General features: G+C 67.2%; 18 protein-coding genes and 1 tRNA gene. 9 read left to right on the top strand and 10 right to left on the bottom strand.

Annotated elements, in window-relative coordinates; all coding sequences use genetic code 11:
- Nucleotides 1–57 precede the first annotated feature (57 nt).
- A complete protein-coding gene (rpsA, locus tag Y900_RS23330; RefSeq protein WP_036344752.1) occupies nucleotides 58–1,512 on the bottom strand; it encodes a 30S ribosomal protein S1 in 1,455 nt (484 codons plus the stop codon).
- Nucleotides 1,513–1,692: 180 nt separating this feature from the next.
- Between rpsA and Y900_RS23325 the strand changes: the two genes are divergently transcribed.
- Nucleotides 1,693–2,838, top strand: coding sequence for a PrsW family intramembrane metalloprotease (locus Y900_RS23325; protein ID WP_036347622.1), 1,146 nt, complete (start codon nucleotides 1,693–1,695; stop codon nucleotides 2,836–2,838).
- Between the two features lie 23 nt (nucleotides 2,839–2,861).
- Complete coding sequence (locus Y900_RS23320) at nucleotides 2,862–3,530, top strand: trimeric intracellular cation channel family protein (protein ID WP_051660218.1); 669 nt, start codon at nucleotides 2,862–2,864, stop codon at nucleotides 3,528–3,530.
- On the opposite strand, the gene polA is transcribed toward Y900_RS23320, so the two are convergent.
- Together polA and Y900_RS23310 are read right to left on the bottom strand one after the other, a co-directional pair.
- Nucleotides 3,497–6,208 (bottom strand): DNA polymerase I, encoded by a 2,712-nt coding sequence (polA, locus tag Y900_RS23315; RefSeq protein ID WP_036344751.1) that lies wholly within the window; start codon nucleotides 6,206–6,208, stop codon nucleotides 3,497–3,499. The two genes, Y900_RS23320 and polA, sit on opposite strands and share 34 nt — an antisense overlap.
- Nucleotides 6,209–6,237: 29 nt before the next feature.
- Nucleotides 6,238–6,534 (bottom strand): hypothetical protein, encoded by a 297-nt coding sequence (locus tag Y900_RS23310; RefSeq protein WP_036344750.1) that lies wholly within the window; start codon nucleotides 6,532–6,534, stop codon nucleotides 6,238–6,240.
- A gap of 94 nt (nucleotides 6,535–6,628) precedes the next feature.
- On the opposite strand from Y900_RS23310, the gene Y900_RS23305 reads away from it, so the two are divergent.
- Genes Y900_RS23305 through Y900_RS23295 form a run of 3 tightly spaced genes read left to right on the top strand, consistent with a single transcriptional unit; the run spans nucleotide 6,629 to nucleotide 8,505 of the window.
- Nucleotides 6,629–7,081, top strand: coding sequence for a Zn-ribbon domain-containing OB-fold protein (locus tag Y900_RS23305; protein WP_036344749.1), 453 nt, complete (start codon nucleotides 6,629–6,631; stop codon nucleotides 7,079–7,081).
- Nucleotides 7,078–8,277 (top strand): lipid-transfer protein, encoded by a 1,200-nt coding sequence (locus tag Y900_RS23300; RefSeq protein ID WP_036344748.1) that lies wholly within the window; start codon nucleotides 7,078–7,080, stop codon nucleotides 8,275–8,277. The genes Y900_RS23305 and Y900_RS23300 overlap by 4 nt, the downstream gene beginning before the upstream one ends.
- A complete protein-coding gene (locus Y900_RS23295) occupies nucleotides 8,278–8,505 on the top strand; it encodes a DUF167 domain-containing protein (protein WP_036344747.1) in 228 nt (75 codons plus the stop codon).
- Here Y900_RS23295 and Y900_RS23290 read toward each other — a convergent pair.
- Entirely contained in the window at nucleotides 8,483–8,761 is a 279-nt protein-coding gene (locus Y900_RS23290; protein WP_036344746.1) for a helix-turn-helix domain-containing protein, read from the bottom strand. The two genes, Y900_RS23295 and Y900_RS23290, sit on opposite strands and share 23 nt — an antisense overlap.
- Before the next feature lie 50 nt (nucleotides 8,762–8,811).
- On the opposite strand from Y900_RS23290, the gene map reads away from it, so the two are divergent.
- Together map and Y900_RS23280 are read left to right on the top strand one after the other, a co-directional pair.
- Entirely contained in the window at nucleotides 8,812–9,582 is a 771-nt protein-coding gene (gene map, locus Y900_RS23285; RefSeq protein ID WP_036344745.1) for a type I methionyl aminopeptidase, read from the top strand.
- Nucleotides 9,583–9,626: 44 nt separating this feature from the next.
- Complete coding sequence (locus Y900_RS23280) at nucleotides 9,627–10,109, top strand: hypothetical protein (protein WP_036344744.1); 483 nt, start codon at nucleotides 9,627–9,629, stop codon at nucleotides 10,107–10,109.
- On the opposite strand, the gene Y900_RS23275 is transcribed toward Y900_RS23280, so the two are convergent.
- The 6 genes from Y900_RS23275 to Y900_RS23250 all read right to left on the bottom strand — a co-directional run bounded on the left by Y900_RS23275 (nucleotide 10,110) and on the right by Y900_RS23250 (nucleotide 16,028).
- Nucleotides 10,110–10,847: an ABC transporter ATP-binding protein gene (locus Y900_RS23275; protein WP_036344743.1), complete on the bottom strand. Its 738-nt coding sequence runs from the start codon at nucleotides 10,845–10,847 to the stop codon at nucleotides 10,110–10,112. It lies immediately after the preceding gene.
- Nucleotides 10,834–11,703 (bottom strand): ABC transporter ATP-binding protein, encoded by an 870-nt coding sequence (locus tag Y900_RS23270; protein ID WP_051660216.1) that lies wholly within the window; start codon nucleotides 11,701–11,703, stop codon nucleotides 10,834–10,836. Before Y900_RS23270 ends, Y900_RS23275 begins: the two co-directional genes overlap by 14 nt.
- A complete protein-coding gene (locus tag Y900_RS23265; protein WP_036344742.1) occupies nucleotides 11,700–12,890 on the bottom strand; it encodes a branched-chain amino acid ABC transporter permease in 1,191 nt (396 codons plus the stop codon). The genes Y900_RS23270 and Y900_RS23265 overlap by 4 nt, the downstream gene beginning before the upstream one ends.
- A complete protein-coding gene (locus Y900_RS23260) occupies nucleotides 12,887–13,924 on the bottom strand; it encodes a branched-chain amino acid ABC transporter permease (protein WP_036344741.1) in 1,038 nt (345 codons plus the stop codon). Before Y900_RS23260 ends, Y900_RS23265 begins: the two co-directional genes overlap by 4 nt.
- Before the next feature lie 79 nt (nucleotides 13,925–14,003).
- Nucleotides 14,004–15,224 (bottom strand): branched-chain amino acid ABC transporter substrate-binding protein, encoded by a 1,221-nt coding sequence (locus Y900_RS23255; protein ID WP_036344740.1) that lies wholly within the window; start codon nucleotides 15,222–15,224, stop codon nucleotides 14,004–14,006.
- Nucleotides 15,225–15,410: 186 nt separating this feature from the next.
- Entirely contained in the window at nucleotides 15,411–16,028 is a 618-nt protein-coding gene (locus Y900_RS23250) for a two-component system response regulator PdtaR (protein WP_036344739.1), read from the bottom strand.
- Nucleotides 16,029–16,143: 115 nt separating this feature from the next.
- On the opposite strand from Y900_RS23250, the gene Y900_RS23245 reads away from it, so the two are divergent.
- Both Y900_RS23245 and Y900_RS33155 read left to right on the top strand, forming a co-directional pair.
- A tRNA-Leu gene (locus Y900_RS23245) sits at nucleotides 16,144–16,220 on the top strand.
- A gap of 691 nt (nucleotides 16,221–16,911) precedes the next feature.
- Nucleotides 16,912–18,693: a PE family protein gene (locus Y900_RS33155; RefSeq protein ID WP_157838269.1), complete on the top strand. Its 1,782-nt coding sequence runs from the start codon at nucleotides 16,912–16,914 to the stop codon at nucleotides 18,691–18,693.
- Nucleotides 18,694–19,090: the final 397 nt, after the last annotated feature.

Genomic DNA, 19,090 nt, shown 5'->3' with positions numbered 1-19,090 from the left:
CGCCCGAGACGACGAACGCCCCGGCTCGGATGAGCCGGGGCGTCAATCGTGGATTACTTAGGCGTTGCCCGCCAGCTTCTCGCGCAGAGCCGCGAGCTGAGCATCGCTGGCCAGCGAACCACCGGCCGACTCACCCGAGCTCGACGAGGAAGACGACGACGAGCCGTTACCGGCCGGACGCTCGGCCGCCTCGGCCTCAGCCTTGGCGAACTTCTCCATCTGTGCGGTGTGCATCTTGTGCCGGCGCTCGGCCTCGGCGTAACGGGCCTCCCACTCGGTGCGCTGCTTGTCGAAGCCTTCCAACCATTCGTTGGTGTCGGCGTCGAAGCCCTCCGGGAAGATGTAGTTGCCCGCGTCGTCGTAGCTGTCGGCCATGCCGTACTTCGAGGGGTCGAACTCCTCGGTGTAGTCCTCGTTGGCCTGCTTGAGGCTCAGCGAGATCCGGCGGCGCTCCAGGTCGATGTCGATGACCTTGACCATGGCGTCGTCGCCGACCTGCACGACCTGATCCGGCACCTCGACGTGGCGCTCAGCCAGCTCGGAGATGTGCACCAGACCCTCGATGCCCTCTTCGACACGGACGAACGCACCGAACGGCACCAGCTTGGTGACCTTGCCGGGCACGATCTGGCCGATGGCGTGGGTGCGGGCGAAGTGGCGCCACGGGTCTTCCTGAGTCGCCTTGAGCGACAACGAAACCCGCTCGCGGTCCATGTCCACGTCGAGCACCTCGACGGTGACCTCGTCGCCCACCTGAACCACCTCGGACGGGTGATCGATGTGCTTCCAGGACAGCTCGGACACGTGCACCAGGCCGTCGACGCCGCCGAGATCGACGAACGCGCCGAAGTTGACGATCGAGGACACGACACCCTTGCGGATGGCGCCCTTCTGCAGCTGGTTGAGGAATTCGCTGCGCACCTCGGACTGGGTCTGCTCGAGCCACGCGCGGCGCGAGAGCACCACGTTGTTGCGGTTCTTGTCCAGCTCGATGATCTTGGCCTCGATCTCCTTGCCGATGTACGGCTGCAGATCGCGGACGCGTCGCATCTCGACCAGCGATGCGGGCAGGAAGCCGCGCAGGCCGATGTCGAGGATCAGGCCGCCCTTGACGACCTCGATGACGGTGCCCTTGACGGCCTCGTCCTTCTCCTTGAGTGCCTCGATGGTGCCCCAGGCACGCTCGTACTGAGCGCGCTTCTTGGACAGGATCAGGCGGCCTTCCTTGTCCTCCTTGGTGAGGACGAGGGCTTCCACCTCATCGCCGACGGACACAACCTCATTGGGGTCGACGTCGTGCTTGATGGAGAGTTCGCGGGAGGGGATGACGCCCTCGGTCTTGTAGCCGATGTCGAGCAAGACTTCGTCGCGGTCAACCTTGACGATGGTCCCTTCGACGATGTCGCCATCGTTGAAGTATTTGATGGTCTTGTCGATCGCGGCGAGAAAGTCCTCGGCCGAGCCGATGTCGTTGACGGCTACTTGCGGCGAGGTGACGGTGGGACTTGGCATATTGTTGGGTTGCTCCGGACAGGCTTAATCGTAGGGACAGTGCTTTCGGGGATGTATCTGTGGTGCTGTACCCGCTAAGTGCACACAGGTACTCTCCGAGACTACTCGACTAGGCACACGCTGGACAAACCCGGGTCTGTGAGCCCGCTGTGGACGCCTCTGGTCGAATACCCTGCTCAGGTGTCCTACCCCTTCCCGCCACCGTTGCCCCGGCCGGTCCGCAAGGTCGGCGCCCCGCTGGCGGTGATCATCATTCTCGGCACCGTCGCCGGGTTGATCTTGACCCTGCTGACCGCGGTGAATCCGGCAGGCACCGTGATCGGTTTCATCCTGGCCACCACAGCGACGACGCTGGTGGTGCTGTCGTATCTGTGGCTGGACCGATGGGAACCGGAGCCGCCGCGGCTGCTCGTGTTCGCCTTCGTCTGGGGCGCCTCGGTGGCCGTTGTGGTGTCAGTGGGCCTCGAGGTGGTCTTCGACGCCGCGGTGAACACCGGCGGTTCGGATTCCAGCCCCTTCACCATCGCGGTCGGCGCTCCGCTGATCGAGGAAGCAGCCAAGGGCGCGTTCCTGCTGTTGATGATGACGGGTGTGCGCCGTGCCGAGCTGAACTCGCTGACCGACTGTTTGGTCTATGCGGGAATGACGGCGATCGGCTTCGCCTGGCTGGAGAACATCTTCTACATCGCCGACGGCGGCTCGCTGGGCGACTCTCTGCTGACGGCGGGATTGCGTCTGGTGATGGGCCCGTTCGCCCATCCGCTGTTCACGACTTTCACCGCGATCGGCGTGCATTTCGCTCTGCAGCAACGCAATTGGTTTGCCAAGGCGGGGTGTGTGACGCTCGGGTACCTGGCCGCAGTGGTGATGCACGGGTTGTGGAACGGGTCTTCTCTGGCCGGTCCGGGCGCGTACTTCGGCTTGTACGTGGTGTGGATGATGCCGATGTTCTTCTTGGCGGTCATGCTGGCCGTACGCAGTCGCCGCGGCGAACAACGCGTCGTCGCCGAGAAGCTGCCGGGCATGGTCGCCGCAGGCCTGCTGACCCCGGCCGAGGCCGGCTGGCTGGGGTCGATCCGCACCCGCAAGGAGGCGGTGGCCGCCGCCACCCGCTTCGGTGGGCGCCCGGCCGGTCGCGGCGTCAAGAAATTTGCAGTCCAAGTTGTCGAGCTGGCATTCGTCCGTGACCGCATAGACCGCGGTTTCGGCGATGCCAGGGTGTTCGCGCTACTGCAGCTGGAGGTCGACGGCGTGGTCGCTGCCCGCGCCGCCGCCGGCCCGGTGCTGCACTGGCTGAGTCCGCAGCCCTTTTCAGCCGGTTCCTAGCTTCGCCTCCTACCTTCGCGGGCATGATCCAGCACATCCTGGAATACGCGGGGATCGCAGTCCTCGCCGCATCCGGTGCGGTGGTCGGTGTCCGCAAGGGGTTCGACCTGTTCGGCATCGCCGTCCTGGCCGTCTTGACCGGCATCGGGGGGAATGTGATGCGCGACGTGCTACTGGGCGCGTTCCCGCCGGCGTCGCTGCAGCACTGGGCTCCTGTCACGGTGTGTTTCGTGGCTGCGGTGCTGACCACGGCTTTCGCCAAGCTGGTGATCAAGTTGAGCCAACTCGTGCTGGTGCTCGACGCCATCGGCATGGGATTTTTCGCGACCACCGGCGCGGCGATATCGGTCGATCACGGCGCCAGCTATTTCGCCGCCGCACTGCTGGGCATGGTGTCCGCGATCGCCGGCACCATCATGCGTGACATCGTCGCGCGGGAGGTCCCGATGGTGATGGGTCCCGACGACATGTATGCGGCGCCGGCCATGCTGGGCGCAGTTGTCTACGTCGCGATCGATTCGGTCGGCTCGCAGTGGTTGGGGGTGGCCGTCGGGTCGATCGTGGCCACCCTGTTGCGGCTGGCGGCGATCACGTTCCACTGGCGGCTACCGACGGGGCCTCGCGAGTTGCACGTCAACCCCGCCACCGTCGAGGACCGTCAGTGCGCGGCGGCGTCCCAGCTTCGGCCGTAACCCACCGACACCTCCAACGGAACTTCCAGCGGGTACGCGCTCCCCATCTTGTCGCGCACCAGCTCGTCGAGGGTGTCACGTTCGCCGTCCGCGACTTCGAACAGCAGCTCGTCGTGCACCTGCAGGAGCATGCGCGATGCCAGTCCACGCTCCTTGATCGCCGAGTCGACGTTGATCATCGCCACCTTGATCAGGTCGGCGGCGCTGCCCTGGATGGGTGCGTTGAGCGCGGCGCGTTCGGCGGCCTCGCGCACCTGCCGGTTGCTGCTGTCCAGCTCCGGCAGGTAACGCCGGCGGCCGAACACGGTCGAGGTGTATCCGTCTTTACGGGCTTGGTCGACGATGTCGCGCAGGTAGTCCCGGATGCCGCCGAACCGGTTGAAGTACTGCTCCATCTGGACCTTGGCTTCTTCGGTCGAGATCTTCAGCTGCGCCGACAAACCGTAGGCGCTGAGCCCGTAGGCCAGGCCGTACGACATCGCCTTGACGCGGCGCCGCAGTTCGGCGTTGACCTCGTCGATGGGGACGTCGAACGCGCGCGACGCCACGAACGAGTGCAGGTCCTCCCCGGTCCGGAACGCCTCGATCAGGCCTTCGTCCTTGGACAGGTGCGCCATGATCCGCATCTCGATCTGGCTGTAGTCGGCGGTCATCAACTCGCTGAATGCCGAGCCACCGCCCGATCCGACGATGAACGCGTCGCGGATCCGGCGCCCGGCGTCGGTGCGGATCGGGATGTTCTGCAGGTTGGGCTCGGTCGACGACAGCCGCCCGGTCGCGGCGATGGTCTGGTTGAACGTGGTGTGGATGCGCCCATCGGCGGCCACCGACTTGAGCAGCCCGTCGACCGTGACCTTGAGCCGGGTGGCGTCGCGGTGCGCCAGCAGATGCTCGAGGAATGGGTGTCCGGTCTTGTCGAACAGGGACTGCAGCGCGTCGGCGTCGGTGGTGTAGCCGGTCTTGGTGCGCTTGGTCTTCGGCATGCCGAGCTCGTCGAACAGCACAACCTGCAGCTGCTTGGGCGAACCCAGGTTGATCTGTTTACCGATCACCTCGTACGCCGCGTCGGCGGCTTGCCGAATCTGCTCGGCGAACTCCCGCTCCAGAGTGTTCAGCTTGTCCAAATCGACGGCGATGCCGACATTCTCCAACCCGGCCAGCACAGCCTGCACCGGCAGCTCCATCTGGCCCAGCAGTGACGACGAGTCGATGCGCTCCAGCTCCTCATCCAGTGCGTCGGCCAGGTCGGCGACCGCGCGGGCGCGCAGGATGAGCGTCTGCACCGCCTGATCGTCCACGCCTTCACTGTCGTCGAGGAGCGAAAGCTGTTGCTGCTCAGGGTTGTCGGCACGCAGCTCGCGACGCAGGTAACGCAGCGACAGGTCGTCGAGGGCGAAACTGCGCTGCCCGGGCCGCACCAGATACGCCGCCAGCGCGGTATCGGAAGTGACACCGGCCAGCTGCCAGCCCCGGCCGGCCAAGTCATGCATTGCAATCTTGGCTTCGTGCAACACCTTCGGCGCGCTCTCGTCGGCCAGCCACGCCCCCAGCGCGGCCTCGTCGTCGGGCGTCAGACCGGCGGTGTCGATGTAGGCGCCGTCGCCGTCGGCGGTGGCGATCGCCACAGCGGTGGCATCACCGTCGTACACCCGGTGGGTGCCGACGACCGCGACACCGGACCGGGCGCCGGTGCGGGCGTGCTCGTCCAGCCACGCCGCCACCGTGCCGGGTTCGAGTTGCCCACCGCGGACGTCAAAGCCCTCGTCGACCTCGGGTTCGACGGCGGCCAGCGTGTCGAACAGCCGATCGCGCAAGACCCGGAATTCGAGGTCGTCAAAAAGACGGTGGATCTGGTCGCGGTCCCACGGCTGCACCCGCAGCGTGTCGGGGGTCTGCGCCAGCGGAACCTCCTTGACCAGGTCGGTGAGTTCCCGGTTGAGGATGACGCTGGACAGGTTCTCGCGCAACGCATCTCCGACTTTGCCGCGCACCGAGTCGACGTTGTCGACCAAGCCCTGCAGCGAGCCGTATTCGACGATCCATTTGGCGGCGGTTTTCTCGCCCACCCCCGGGATGCCCGGCAGGTTGTCGCTCGGGTCGCCGCGCAACGCCGCGAAGTCGGGGTACTGCGTCGGGGTCAGGCCGTACTTCTCCACGACCGCCTCGGGGGTGAACCGGGTGAGGTCGCTCACGCCCTTGCGCGGGTAGAGCACCGTGACGTCCGGGCTGACCAGTTGCAGCGCGTCCCGGTCGCCGGTGACCACCAGCACCCGGTAGTCCTCCTGCTCGGCCTGGGTGGCCAGCGTGGCGATGATGTCGTCGGCCTCGAAGCCGGGCTCGGCCAGAACGGTGATCCCGAGTGCGTTGAGCACTTCTTTGGTGATCTCGATCTGGCCGCGGAACTCGTCCGGCGTTGCCGAGCGGCCCTCTTTATACTCCGGGTACTTCTCCTTGCGGAAGGTCTGCCGGGAGACGTCGAAGGCGGCGGCCACGTGGGTGGGCGCCTCGTCACGCAGCAGGTTGATCAGCATGGCGGTGAAGCCATAGACCGCGTTGGTGGTCAGCCCGTTCTTGGTCTTGAAGTTCTCGGCGGGCAGCGCATAGAACGCCCGGAACGCGAGCGAATTGCCATCCAGCAGCAGCAGGGTCGGTTTCTGGTCCGTAGCGCTCGCCGTCACGCCATCACTCTATGCACCGCCCCCGACACTCAGTACCCGAGGAGCTTGCGAAATCGCTGCCCGACGGCCATCGACTGGCCCATCCGCTGCACCCATCCGTCGAGCGCGGCCTTCGTGTCGGCCGGATCCCAGCCGCGTTCCTGACCGAGTGCGATCATGCCGGCCTCGTCGGTGACACCGCGTTTCTGCGCGGCGAGGGCGAGTTCGGCGTAATTGCCCAACGAGATGCCGTTGATCGGTTCCCAGATCGGGTCGTCGTCGGCCACCGACGCGTTCGACGGGCCGCCCAGCAGGGCCGGATCCCTCAGTTTCTTGAAAAGTCCCATGCCACGACTTCACCTCTCGTGGCCGGCTACCGATCCCAACTTCTGAACTGGAACACGTTTCAATTCGGCGGGTCGCATCGCTTACGATGACCCCGTGCCAGCTTCTCCAGACGCCCCCACGCAACTACCGGCGATCGATGGTTGGTGGGACCACGACGACGCCGGTGTGCCGCATCTGATCGGCGGCAAGTGTCCTCAGTGCGGGACATACGTGTTCCCGCCGCGGGCCAACAACTGCCCCAACCCGGCGTGTGACAGCGATGTCCTCGACGCCGTCGCGCTCTCGCGGCGCGGCACGGTGTGGAGCTATACCGAGAACCGCTACGCACCTCCCCCGCCGTATCCGTCGCCGGACCCGTTCGAACCGTTCGCGGTCGCCGCTGTCGAGCTCGCCGACGAGGGCCTGATCGTGCTGGGCAAGGTCGCCGAAGGCACGCTGGCCGCTGATTTGAAGGTCGGTATGGAGGTGGAGCTGACCACCATGACGCTCTACACCGACGACGACGGCACCGAGCGCGTCACCTACGCATGGGAGATCGCCAAATGACCGCTGAGCCCGTCTACATCCTCGGCGCAGGCATGCACCCCTGGGGCAAGTGGGGCCGCGACTTCACCGAGTACGGCGTCGTCGCCGCCCGCGCCGCGCTGGCCGAAGCCGGCCTGGACTGGCGCCAGATCCAGTTGGTGGCCGGCGCCGACACCATCCGCAACGGCTACCCCGGCTTCGTGGCCGGTGCGACGTTCGCGCAGAAACTCGGCTGGAACGGCATCCCGGTCACCTCGAGCTATGCGGCCTGCGCGAGCGGCTCGCAGGCCCTGCAGAGCGCGCGGGCGCAGATCCTGGCCGGCTTCTGCGACGTGGCACTGGTCATCGGCGCGGACACCACCCCGAAGGGCTTTTTCGCCCCGGTCGGCGGGGAACGCCGCAACGATCCCGACTGGCAGCGCTTCCACCTGATCGGCGCCACCAATACGGTGTACTTCGCGCTGCTGGCGCGCCGCCGGATGGACCTTTACGGGGCCACCCTCGAGGACTTCGCTCAGGTGAAGGTCAAGAATGCGCAGCACGGGTTGAACAACCCGTACGCCCGCTACCGCAAGGAGGCCAGCGTCGAGGACGTGCTTGCCAGCCCGGTGGTCTCCGATCCCCTTCGGCTGCTTGACATCTGCGCGACCTCCGATGGCGCGGCCGCGGTGGTCGTGGCCAGCAAGGCGTTCGCCGAGAAGCATCTCGGCTCGGTACAAGGCGTGCCGTCGGTACGCGCGGTGAGCCTGCAGAGCCCGCAATATCCGCAGCACCTGCCCGAATTGCCGGACATCGCAACCGATTCCACCGCCGTGGTGCCAGGACCGGACCGGGTGTTCAAGGATCAGATCCTCGACGCCGCCTACGCCGAGGCCGGGATCGGCCCCGAGGACCTGTCGCTGGCCGAAGTCTATGACCTGTCCACCGCGCTGGAACTCGACTGGTACGAGCATCTGGGCTTGTGCGCCAAGGGCGAAGCCGAACAGCTGCTCCGCAGCGGCGCCACCACGATCGGCGGCCGGATTCCGGTCAACGCCTCCGGCGGGCTGGCCAGCTTCGGCGAGGCCATCCCCGCCCAGGCGATCGCCCAGGTCTGCGAACTCACCTGGCAACTCAAGGGTCAGGCCACCGGACGTCAGGTCGAGGGCGCCAAGGTCGGCGTGACCGCCAACCAGGGCCTGTTCGGTCACGGCTCGTCGGTGGTCGTCGCGCGCTAGGTGAGCCGGACCGTCGTCGTCACCGTCAAGCCGGGCAGCCGCAAGGGGCCGCTGGTCGAGACTGCCGACGACGGCTCGCTGACGATCTTCGTACGTGAGCCGGCCAATGAGGGCAAAGCCACCGAGGCCGCGGCTCGGCTGCTCGCGGAGCACCTGGGGGTGGCGCGCAGCGCCGTGACGTTGACGGCCGGAGCGACGTCTCGGGTCAAGCGGTTTCGCGTCGACTAGCCTGCGCCGCATCGTCGTCCCGCCATACGTCGACGGCGTCCTGCAACGGCAAACCCAGTGCCTCGCACAGGCTTACGACGGTGCCAAAACTCGGGCTGGGCAGCCTGCCGACTTCGATCTTGCGCAGCGTCTCTGGCGAGATGCCCGCATCGTTGGCGACGAGCTCGGGTGAACGGCCGGCCCGGGCCGTCCTGATCAACGCGCCGAGGCGCTGTCCGGCTCGAATCTGTTCGGGGGTCAGCGGCACACGCACCATGCGGCCGAGTATACGGTATAAAAATACCGACAGCAGGGAGCCGCATTCCGATGATCGAACTCAAAACCGCCAAAGAAATCGACAAGATGGCCGTCACCGGCGATTTCGTCGCGCGCACACTGGCCGCGCTGGCGCACGACGCCGAGCCGGGCGTGAACCTGATGCAGCTCGAACACCGCGCGAGGGCGCTGATCGACGAGCGCGGCGCGACATCCTGCTACTGGGACTACTCGCCGTCGTTCGGCCGCGGCCCCTTCCGCAATGTCATCTGCCTCTCGGTCAATGATGCTGTGCTGCATGGTCTTCCGTGGGACTACGTGTTGCGCGACGGCGATCTGCTGAAGCTGGACTTCGCCGTCTCGATCGACGGATGGGTGGCGGACTCCGCGATCACGGTGGTGGTCGGCGACACCTCGGACGCCGCGGACACCGCGCTGGTCGACTCCACGCGCCGCGCCCTGGCCGCCGGCATCGCGGCCGCGGTCCCGGGCGGACGGCTCGGCGACATCTCGGCGGCCATCGGCGACGTGGCCGCCGCCGCGGGGTACGCCGTCAACACCGACTTCGGCGGTCACGGGCTGGGCCGCACCATGCATGAGGACCCGCACGTGCCGAACAGAGGCAAGCGCGGTCGCGGCATGGTCCTCAAACCCGGCCTGACGCTGGCGCTGGAGCCGTGGTGGGGACGCGGAGCCAACCAGCTGGTCGTCGATCCGGACGGTTGGACACTGCGCGCGGCCGACGGATCCAACACCGCCCATTCCGAGCACACCATCGCGATCACCGAGCACGGTCCGCGCGTGCTCACTCTGGTCGGGTAGAAACCCAACCAGCCCGGCTCGGCTCCGGCCGGTACCGTCATCTGATGCCTGGTTGGGACTCCTTTGCCGTCATAGTGGGCGGCGTCGGCGGAGCGCTGGTCGGATTGCTGTTTGTCACGATCTCGATCCATGCCAAGCAGATCGGCGACTCCGCCAGCCTCCGCGGACGCGCAGCACAAACCTTGGTGGTGTTCACGATGCTGCTGCTGGTCGCGGTCGTACTGGTTGTTCCATCCCAGCCGAACCGGGTGATCGGCGGCGAGCTCATCGTGCTCGCTGTGGGCGCCGCGATCCTGCTGATCTTCCTGGACAAGGAAGCCGGAGACGTCGCCGGCGAGAACCCACTGGGCCGAGTCTTGAAGCGGGTCAACCCAAATGTCAGCACGGCACTCGGCGTCGCGGTGACGGGCCTACTGCTACTGACCGGTGTGCGGTGGGCTCCGTACGCGCTGCTGCCCACCACCTGCGCCGCGATCGTGGGGGGCCTGACCAGCGCTTACCTATTGCTGACCAAGCTCTCCGACTGACTACGCCACGCCGAGGTAGGCCGCGCGAATGCTGTCGTCGGCCAACAACTCTCGGGCCACCCCGCTGCGGGTGATCGTTCCGGTCTCCAAGATGTAGGCGCGGTCGGAGCGGGTCAGCGCCTGCTGGGCGTTCTGCTCCACCAGCAGGACGGTGGTGCCCTGCGCGTTGATCTCGGAGATGATCTTGAAGATCTGCGAAATGATCATGGGCGCCAAGCCCATCGACGGCTCGTCGAGCAGCAGCACCCGTGGGCGGGCCATCAGCGCGCGCCCGATCGCCAGCATCTGCTGCTCTCCACCGGACAAGGTGCCGCCGACCTGAGTACGGCGCTCGGCGAGCCTCGGGAAGGTTTCGAACACCCAATCCAGGCGCTCACGGTGCTCGGTCTTGCTGTCGAACTTGCGTCCGTAGCAGCCCATTTCGAGGTTCTCGGTCACGGTCATGCCGGGAAAGACGCCGCGACCCTCGGGAGCCTGGATGAGTCCGTCGATGGCGCGCTGATGGGCTTTGACCCGGCTGATGTTGCGGCCCTCGAACCACACCGATCCCGACGACAACGGCCGCAGGCCGGAGATCGCGCGCATCATCGTGGTCTTACCGGCGCCGTTGGAGCCCAACAGCGTCACCAGCTCACCCTGCCGCACTTCGAGTGAAACCCCGTGCAGCGCTTCGATCCTGCCGTAGTGAACGACAGCGTCGCGAACCTCGAGCAGTGGTGCGTTGTCAGAGCTGGTCATCGGGTACCCCCAGATAAGCGGCGATCACGGCCGGGTCGTCGCGGATCTCGGCCGGCAGACCGTCGGCGATCTTGCGGCCGAACTCCAGCACCACGATCCGGTCGGTGACACCCATGACCAGTCGCATGTCGTGCTCGATGAGCAACACGGTGTAGCCGTCGTCGCGGATGGCCCGGATCAATTCGATCAGCGCGGCTTTCTCGCTGGGATTGAAGCCGGCCGCCGGCTCGTCGAGGCACAGCAGTTTCGGCTCGGTGGCCAGTGCCCGGGCGATCTCCAACCGGCGCTGGTCACCGTATGGCAGGTTCTTGGCCTTCTCCTCGCCGCGATGCGCGATGCCAACGAATTGCAGCAGAGCAGATGCCTTTTCGATGGCCGAACGCTCTTCGCGGCGGTGCCGAGGCGTACGCACCAACGCGCCGGGCACCGACGTCTTGTGCCGCGCGTCGGTGCCCACCACCACATTCTCCAACGCGGTCATCTCGCCCCACAGCCGGATGTTCTGGAAGGTCCGTGCGATCCCTCGTCGGGTGATCTGGTGCCGCTTGATCCGGCCCAGCGGCGCCCCGTCGAAGGTCACCGATCCCGAACTCGGTCGGTACACACCGGTGATCGCGTTGAAGCAGGTGGTCTTGCCCGCGCCGTTCGGCCCGATCAGGCCGAGGATCTCGCCCCGCTTGATCTCGAAGCTCACCGAATCCAGCGCCGTCAGGCCACCGAACTTCACGGTGAGATCCTGTGTTTCCAGCAGAGTTTCGCCCTCGGCGACATCGGTGTCACGGGTGAAGACGGCCAGACTCTCGTCGATCGGGGTGTCCGGATCGTCTTGAGTGGGACCGCGGGCGGCGTGCGTCATGCGGCCGACTTCGACTCGTCGGCGCTGCGCAACAGATAGCGGGCGCGTTTGCCGTAGGTGAGCAGTTGCTGGCGAACCGGGAACAGTCCCTGCGGGCGGAAGATCATCAGCACCACCAGCGCCAGGCCGAAGAACAAGTACTTCAGGTCGCCGAGGTTGATGCCCAGGAAGTGCACGCCGAGCAGGCGGTTCGGCAGGTACACGATGACGAACGCCCCGAAGATGACGCCGAGCTTGTTGCCCTGCCCGCCCAGCACCACCGCGCACAGGAACAGCATCGAGTTGATGATGTTGAATGTGGGCGGCGCGACGTATTGCACCTGTCCGGCGTACAGCGCCCCGGACAGTCCACCGATCGCGGCGCCGATCACGAATGCCCACAGTTTGAACCGGAACGTGTTGACGCCCATCACTTCCGCGGCGTCCTCGTCCTCGCGGATCGCCACCCAGGCCCGGCCGACCCGGCTGCGTTCCAGGTTGCCGACCAGCAGCAGAATTGCGACGATCAGGATCAATCCCAGCCAGAACCACCAGGTGCCGTAGTTCGCATGGCCAGTGGAGTTACCGCTCGAGAACACCCCGTCGGGCAGTTTGTCGGTCTCACCGACCCTCGGGTAAGCGACCCCGTTGAGGCCGCGGGAACCGTTGGTGATCCCGGACAGGTTGTCGGCGAGCAACCGAATGATCTCGCCGAAACCCAATGTGACGATGGCCAGATAGTCGCCGCGCAGCCGCAGCGTCGGAATGCCCAGTATCAAGCCGGCCAGCGCGGTAAAGGCCATCGCGAGCGGAACGCACGACAGCCACGCCCAGTTCTCGCTGAACGCCCCGCTGCCGCTTATCTGGTTCCAGGGGCTGTCCGGACTGGTGAGCAGGGCGACGGTGTAGGCGCCGACGGCGTAGAAGCCGACGTAACCCAGATCCAGCAGCCCGGCCTGGCCTACGACGACGTTGAGGCCGATCGCGATGATCGCCACCATGGCGAACTGTGCCATGGTGCCGCCGAAGCTGATTCCGGGCGTATCGAAGAACGGCGGCGGATGCAGCGGTGACAACGCCAGCAGCGCGAAACCCAGAATTCCGAAGCCCCACTTCTGCACCCGGCTCAGGCCCGACCACCAGCCGCGCAGACCGTCGCCGGGGGCGAGCAGCCGGCCCGACCACTTCCCTGGCGTCTGCTCGCTCATGCTCGCGCCTTTCCGAGGCTTTCCCCGAGTATCCCGGTGGGCCTGATCAGCAGCACCAGAACCAACAGCACGAAAGCGACGACGTCACGCCATTGCGTGCCGAACACGGCCTGGCCGTAGTTCTCCATGATGCCCAGCACCAGTCCGCCGAGTAGCGCCCCGCGCAGGTTGCCGATTCCGCCGAGCACGGCCGCAGAAAACGCCTTGATGCCCAACAGGAATCCGCCCGAGTAGATGATGCCCTGCGGCACCTTCAGGGTGTAGAGCATCGCGGCGGCACCGGCCAGCAGACCACCGATGAGGAACGTCGTCAGGATGATCCGCTCCCGGGACACCCCCATCAGCGTCGCCGTCGTCGGGTCCTGGGCCACCGCCCGGATACCGCGGCCGAACTTGGTCCGGTTGATCGCGATATCGGTCAGCGCCGCGAAGATCAGCGCGGCCGCGACGATCACCAGTGTGACGTTGGAGACCGTCGCACCGAAAACTTCGAACTGAGTCTTCGGCTGCACCAAGATGATCGGCTGCTGGGCGTTGCTGCCGCCGTAGTCTTTGATGATCTTCGGCAACACGAAGTGGACGAACTCCTGCAGCACGAACGACATACCGATGGCGGTGATCAGGAACGTCAGCGGCCGGGCGTTTCGGCGCCGCAGCGGCCGGTAGGCGACCAGCTCCAAACCCATTGCGGCCGAACCCGATACCAACATCGCGAACAGCATGGCGATGCCGAGGTACAACACCGTCAGTAAGATGCCCTTGCTGTAGGCATCACCGCTCGGGGTGAACCCGAGAATCATGTCCAGGCAGAAGTAGGAGCCGAACATGCCCAGCATGAAGATCTCGGAATGCGCGAAGTTGATCAGGCGCAGGACGCCGAACACCAAGGTGTACCCAACAGCCACCAGAGCGTAGATGGCGCCCCACGACAGGCCGTCGATGGTCAACTGCCAGAAGCCGTCTCGCAGATTGTCGATATTGAAACCGATGTCACTGGCGAGATACGTGATCTGGCCGAAGCTCTGGTAGACCATCGTTAGCGGCGGCCTCCTTGGGTGTCTGAAACGAGAACGCGTCCGAGCCTTGCGGTCCCGGACGCGTCTCGCGAATCGGCTACTGAACCTTGTAGATCCAGATCAGGGTAGTGGTGAGTTCGCCCTTGTCGGTCCACTGGTACTTACGGGCAACACCCTGGCCGTTGTAGTTCTTGACCCAGGCAAGCAGGTCGGGGCGGGTGATCTTGCCGGCGTCGATGCCCTTCAGCAGAACAGTACCGAGATCGTATCCCTCGGTGCTGTACGTGCCGGGCGGCTGACCGAACTTCTTGGTGTACTCGTCGGCGAAGCTGCCGGTGGCCGGCCCGCAGGGGCAGGACAGGATGGCGTCCTTGGAGGACTGCCCCGCCTGTTTCACGAACTCCGGATCCTTGGTGCCGTCAGCGCTGACGAACTTGCCGGTGTACCCGCCGTCGCGCAGCTGCTGGACGAACGGAGCGGCCTCGGCGTAGTAACCGCTGTAGAACACCGAATCCGGCGACTGGCCCTTGACCTGGGTGACCGCGGCCGAGAAGTCCTTGTCGCCCTTCTTGACCGAGATCTTGCAGGCATCGAGAGCGACCGGGCCGAGGGTCTCGCGGACCGCCTGTGCCAGGCCGACACCGTAGTCGGTGCTGTCGTCGACGACGCAGACCTTCTTCTGGTTGAGGGTGTTCTTCAGATAGTTGGCCACCGAGGGACCCTGCACGCCGTCGTTGGCCAGGCCACGGAAGAACGTCTTCCAGCCCTGCTCGGACAGCGTGACGTTGGTGGCCGACGCGGTTGCCGCGACCAGGCCGGCCTGGTCGAACACCCCGCCGGTGGCCTTGGTCTCGCCCGAGAACGCCGGTCCGACAAGCCCGATCGTGAACGCATCGTCGACGATCTGCGGCGCGATGGCGGTGGCCTTTTGCGGGTCACCCTCGGTGTCGAACGGCTTCAACTGCACCTGGCAGCCGGGGTTGGCGGCGTTGTGCTTGTCGATGGCCAGCTGCACGCCGTCCTTGATGTTGATGCCCAGCGCGGCGTCTGGTCCGTTGAGCGCACCGGCCATCGCGATCGACACCGGCGGGCACGTCGCCTTGCCGTCACCGGCCGGATCGGCCGGAGTGGCACCGGCGTCGGGCTTGACTTCCGCACCGTTCTGGTCGATCTGGACTTGCTCGACGATCTTCAGGTCGCCCTGCGAGGAGTTCCCACCACCGTTCGACGGGGACTGCTGGTTGCAGCCGGCGATGCCGATGACCGCCAGCAGCGCCGAGCTAGCGGCGATTGCACTGCGTGTCGCGCGTGCGCGCACGTTTCACCTCCGGGTCAGTAGTTTCACGGCGCCGACATCGCAGACCGCTCTCCGGCCCACTCTCGACACTGCGGTAGAACATAACCAACCGGTGGCCGCAGCGCGTCTTGTTGGCCCACGCCTGGCCGTGAGCATATTCCGGATCGCCGTAAACGGCGCGGTCAGAGGAAATGCAAAGTTAACGCGTCAATTCGACGCGGGATCCGAACCGGGCGTGTCGAGCGTCTCCAGCACCACCTCGGCGACCCTCTTCATCGTGGTGCGCCGGTCCATGGCCGCACGCTGAATCCACTTGAACGCTTCGGGTTCGGTCATGCCCTGGTTCGCCTGCAGCAGCCCCTTCGCCCGCTCCACCAGCTTGCGGGTCTCCAGGCGGTCCGACAGGTTGGCGACCTCACGCTCCAGTTCGGCGATCTCGCCGAACCGGCTGACCGCCACCTCGATCGCCGGGATCAGATCGCTGATGGAGAACGGCTTGACCAAGTACGCCATGGCGCCGGCATCGCGCGCCTTTTCCACCAGGTCACGCTGACTGAAGGCGGTCAGCACAACGATCGGCGCGATGCGCTTGCTGGCGATCTCGGCGGCCGCGTCGATCCCGTCACGCCGCGGCATCTTGACGTCCATGATCACCAGGTCGGGGCGCAGCTGCTCGGCCAGCTCGACGGCCTCCTGGCCGTCCCCGGCTTCGCCGACCACCTCGTAGCCCTCGTCCCGAAGCATCTCGGCCAGATCCATCCGGATCAACGCTTCATCCTCGGCGATCAGCACCCGGCGGGATGTGCGGTCTTCGGCGTCCGTCATGCGGCCATTGTTGCGTGGTCAGCGGTAATCAGCCACCTCGCAGCACTGCGACCGACCGGTTGGCGCCCCCGGCGCGGTCATCCACTATGGTGGGACACCGCCGTGAACGCGGCCTGCCCTCGTATCCCAACTGGCAGAGGAAACGGATTCAAAACCCGTGCAGTGTGAGTTCGAATCTCACCGAGGGCACCAGAAACCGCGGTTGTTGTTAGCCCTGCTAGCAGTTGCGGATGCAAGCACCCTACGTACGTCCTACGCACCGCGCGCTCGCAGGTCAGAGCGTTGCGCCGCGCCACTAGCTACGCCAGAACGGCCAAACGCGCACGACGGCATCGAGCAATTCTCAGCGCCCCTAGCATCGATTTTCCGAGTCCCGAACACCACGGTCTATCGGGTTCTTGCCGCTGAGTAAGTCCAGGGCATGCGGTGAGGTGCTGGCACTGCGCTGGCGGAGCGATTGTTTTGATCGAAACGACAAGCGGATATGGGCAGTTGCGTTAATAATCGGGGCATTCTGCGGGGTGCCGGTGCCTCGTGGACCTCAGCTGTTCGGGAGTTGCCAATGGTCGCTCGTCACTCGTCTCAGACCCGTGTCGCCCATCGTGATCGGTCGCCGGTAGCGCCCTCGCCCGATGGGTCTCGGTACATGGGCCGCGTCGGTGGTCTGGCGATCGCACTGGGTCTCGGGGTGGGGATCGCGGCAGTGCCAGCGGTGGCGTGGGCGGATGCCGGCTCGGCAGCCTCGGGGGCGTCGCCGGCCGGCTCGACCCATCACACGCCGTCGTTGGGGTCCTCAAGTGCTTCGGGCTCTGGGACCTCGTCGTCGTCGACTGGTCATGCAGGTGGGTCGGGTGCAAGTGCCGGCGATCAGCACCGCACTCCGGTGAGCAAACTCTCGGCGTCCATCGTGACCGGCTCGGCAGGGTCGCCGACGCCGCCTCACGACACGACGCCAACCACACCCACCACGTCGTCGTCGCCGCTGTCCTCGGGTAGCAGCTCAGGTGCGGCGCTGACCGCGGCGTCTGTGGTGTCCACGCTGGCTGATCCCCGCCGCACCAGCACTGTCACCATGCCGATTGCGGTGGTGGGGCCGACGAGTGGAGGTTGGCATCCGGGTGCGCTGATCGCGGGGTGGATCGGTGTTTTCGTGAGCAACGGCACCGCAACGCACCCCAACGGCGGGTTGTTGTTCGGCACCGGATTCAGCTACACCGCAGCCACCTGCACCGGCGGGGTGGCGTGCAACGGCGGGCGCAGCGGATTGTTCGGCGGTGGCGGTGGTGACGGCTTCAACGGCGGCAACGGCGGGGCGGCCGGGTTGTTCGGTAAGGGTGGTAACGGCGGGGCCGGGGTCGCGGGGATCAACGACGGTGCGGGCGGCAACGGCGGGCGCGGCGGGTTGTTGGGCGGGGATGGCGGCGCCGGCGGGGCCGGCGGGGCCAGCAGCGCCGGCGGGGTCAGCGGCGGTACGGGTGGTGCCGGTGGCTGTGCCGGCTTGGTGGGCAACGGCGGGGCCGGCGGGGCCGGCGGGGACTCCAGCGCCGGGGGCGCCGGCGGCAACGGCGGGGCAGGCGGGCACGGCGGCTGGTTGACCGGCGACGCCGGCGCCGGCGGGGCCGGCGGGAACACCAGCGGCGGCGGGAACGGCGGCGCCGGGGCAGCCGGCGGGGGCGCGGGCTTGTTGGGGGCCGGCGGTAGCGGCGGCCACGGCGGCAACGCGACGGACGTACATGTCCCCGGGTCAGGCGGCGATGGCGGCGCCGGTGGCCACGGCGGCTGGCTGTACGGCAGTGCTGGAGCCGGCGGGGACGGCGGGAACGCCCGCCAGGGCGGCGGCGGCGGTTTCACCGGCGGCACCGGCGGGGACGGCGGCGCCGCGGGCCTGATCGGCACCGGCGGGGCGGGTGGGACCGGCGGCGACGCCACGCCCGGCGGTGACGTCGAGCCCGCCGGCAACGGCGGCAACGGGGGCGCCGGCGGCTGGCTGTACGGCGCCGGCGGGTCCGGCGGGTCCGGTGGGGTCAGCGGCGGGGGGAGCGGCCCCAACGTTGTCGGAGGACGTGGCGGGGCGGGGGGCGCCGCCGGGCTGATCGGGGCCGGCGGCGCCGGCGGGCCCGGTGGGGCCGGCTTCGACAGCGTAGGCGGGAACGGCGGACCCGGCGGCAACGGCGGCAACGGCGGATGGCTCTACGGGACCGGTGGGGCCGGCGGCAGCGGCGGCGGTGGCGGTTTCGCTGAAGGCGTTTCAGGGGGGAACGGTGGTGGCGGCGGCGCCGGCGGCAATGCCGGGCTGATCGGCACGGGCGGAGTTGGCGGGGCCGGCGGCACCGGCGGCGACGGCCAGCCGCCGAATAATGCTCCCGGGGGCAACGGTGGGCTCGGCGGTCAGGGCGGCACCGGCGGGTCCCTGTACGGCAATGGCGGGGCCGGCGGGGCCGGCGGCTCCGGCGGCAACGGTTCGTTCGACGCCGGCGGGAACGGTGCGGGCGGCGGGGCCGGCGGGAACGCCGGGCGGATCGGCAACGGCGGCAACGGTGGCGACGGCGGGGCGGGCGGGACCGGCGAGGGTGGGCTTCCGAACGGGTCCGACGGGGAGGGCGGCAAGGGCGGAGCCGCGGGGGCGCTGTCGGGCAGCCCGGGCACCACCGGCGCGGGCGGGTAACTTCGCGCGCGAATCTGCTGTGCGGCAACGGATTCGGCGTGCATGTGAGGCGTAGTTCGAGTGCCCCCAGGGTTCACGCCCGCACTCCGACCCCGCTGCCCCGGATCACCGCCCGGGTGCTCCGAGTGTGGGTCAGATTTCCCATGACTCCGGCATCCCGCGACCTCAGCGGAGCCGGGGGTCGCGATCAGCCCCGACGGCGCTTACGTCTACTTCACCGGCGTATCGGTGATCGCCACGGTCACCAACACCGTCGTCTCGGTGACCCCAGCCGACAACGAGTCGACGCCGCGTGCGCAGTACCCATCACACTGTCGTGGTTCTCGAGTCAATCCACGCCTGCACATCGCTACGCCGAGCGAGGCGACGACGACCGACGTGGCCGAAGTGCACGCCC

Origin of the sequence: Mycolicibacterium aromaticivorans JS19b1 = JCM 16368, from assembly GCF_000559085.1 — a bacterium.
Taxonomy (GTDB): domain Bacteria; phylum Actinomycetota; class Actinomycetes; order Mycobacteriales; family Mycobacteriaceae; genus Mycobacterium; species Mycobacterium aromaticivorans.
This window is presented reverse-complemented; position numbering and strand designations above follow the sequence as displayed.

Bases quoted from the DNA above. Each gene is read 5' to 3' on its own strand.
- rpsA (WP_036344752.1), bottom strand. From the start codon at position 1,512: ATGCCAAGTCCCACCGTCACCTCGCCGCAAGTAGCCGTCAACGACATC.
- Y900_RS23320 (WP_051660218.1), top strand. From the start codon at position 2,862: ATGATCCAGCACATCCTGGAATACGCGGGGATCGCAGTCCTCGCCGCA.
- Y900_RS23310 (WP_036344750.1), bottom strand. From the start codon at position 6,534: ATGGGACTTTTCAAGAAACTGAGGGATCCGGCCCTGCTGGGCGGCCCG.
- Y900_RS23300 (WP_036344748.1), top strand. From the start codon at position 7,078: ATGACCGCTGAGCCCGTCTACATCCTCGGCGCAGGCATGCACCCCTGG.
- Y900_RS23290 (WP_036344746.1), bottom strand. From the start codon at position 8,761: ATGGTGCGTGTGCCGCTGACCCCCGAACAGATTCGAGCCGGACAGCGC.
- map (WP_036344745.1), top strand. From the start codon at position 8,812: ATGATCGAACTCAAAACCGCCAAAGAAATCGACAAGATGGCCGTCACC.
- Y900_RS23280 (WP_036344744.1), top strand. From the start codon at position 9,627: ATGCCTGGTTGGGACTCCTTTGCCGTCATAGTGGGCGGCGTCGGCGGA.
- Y900_RS23275 (WP_036344743.1), bottom strand. From the start codon at position 10,847: ATGACCAGCTCTGACAACGCACCACTGCTCGAGGTTCGCGACGCTGTC.
- Y900_RS23270 (WP_051660216.1), bottom strand. From the start codon at position 11,703: ATGACGCACGCCGCCCGCGGTCCCACTCAAGACGATCCGGACACCCCG.
- Y900_RS23265 (WP_036344742.1), bottom strand. From the start codon at position 12,890: ATGAGCGAGCAGACGCCAGGGAAGTGGTCGGGCCGGCTGCTCGCCCCC.
- Y900_RS23260 (WP_036344741.1), bottom strand. From the start codon at position 13,924: ATGGTCTACCAGAGCTTCGGCCAGATCACGTATCTCGCCAGTGACATC.
- Y900_RS23250 (WP_036344739.1), bottom strand. From the start codon at position 16,028: ATGACGGACGCCGAAGACCGCACATCCCGCCGGGTGCTGATCGCCGAG.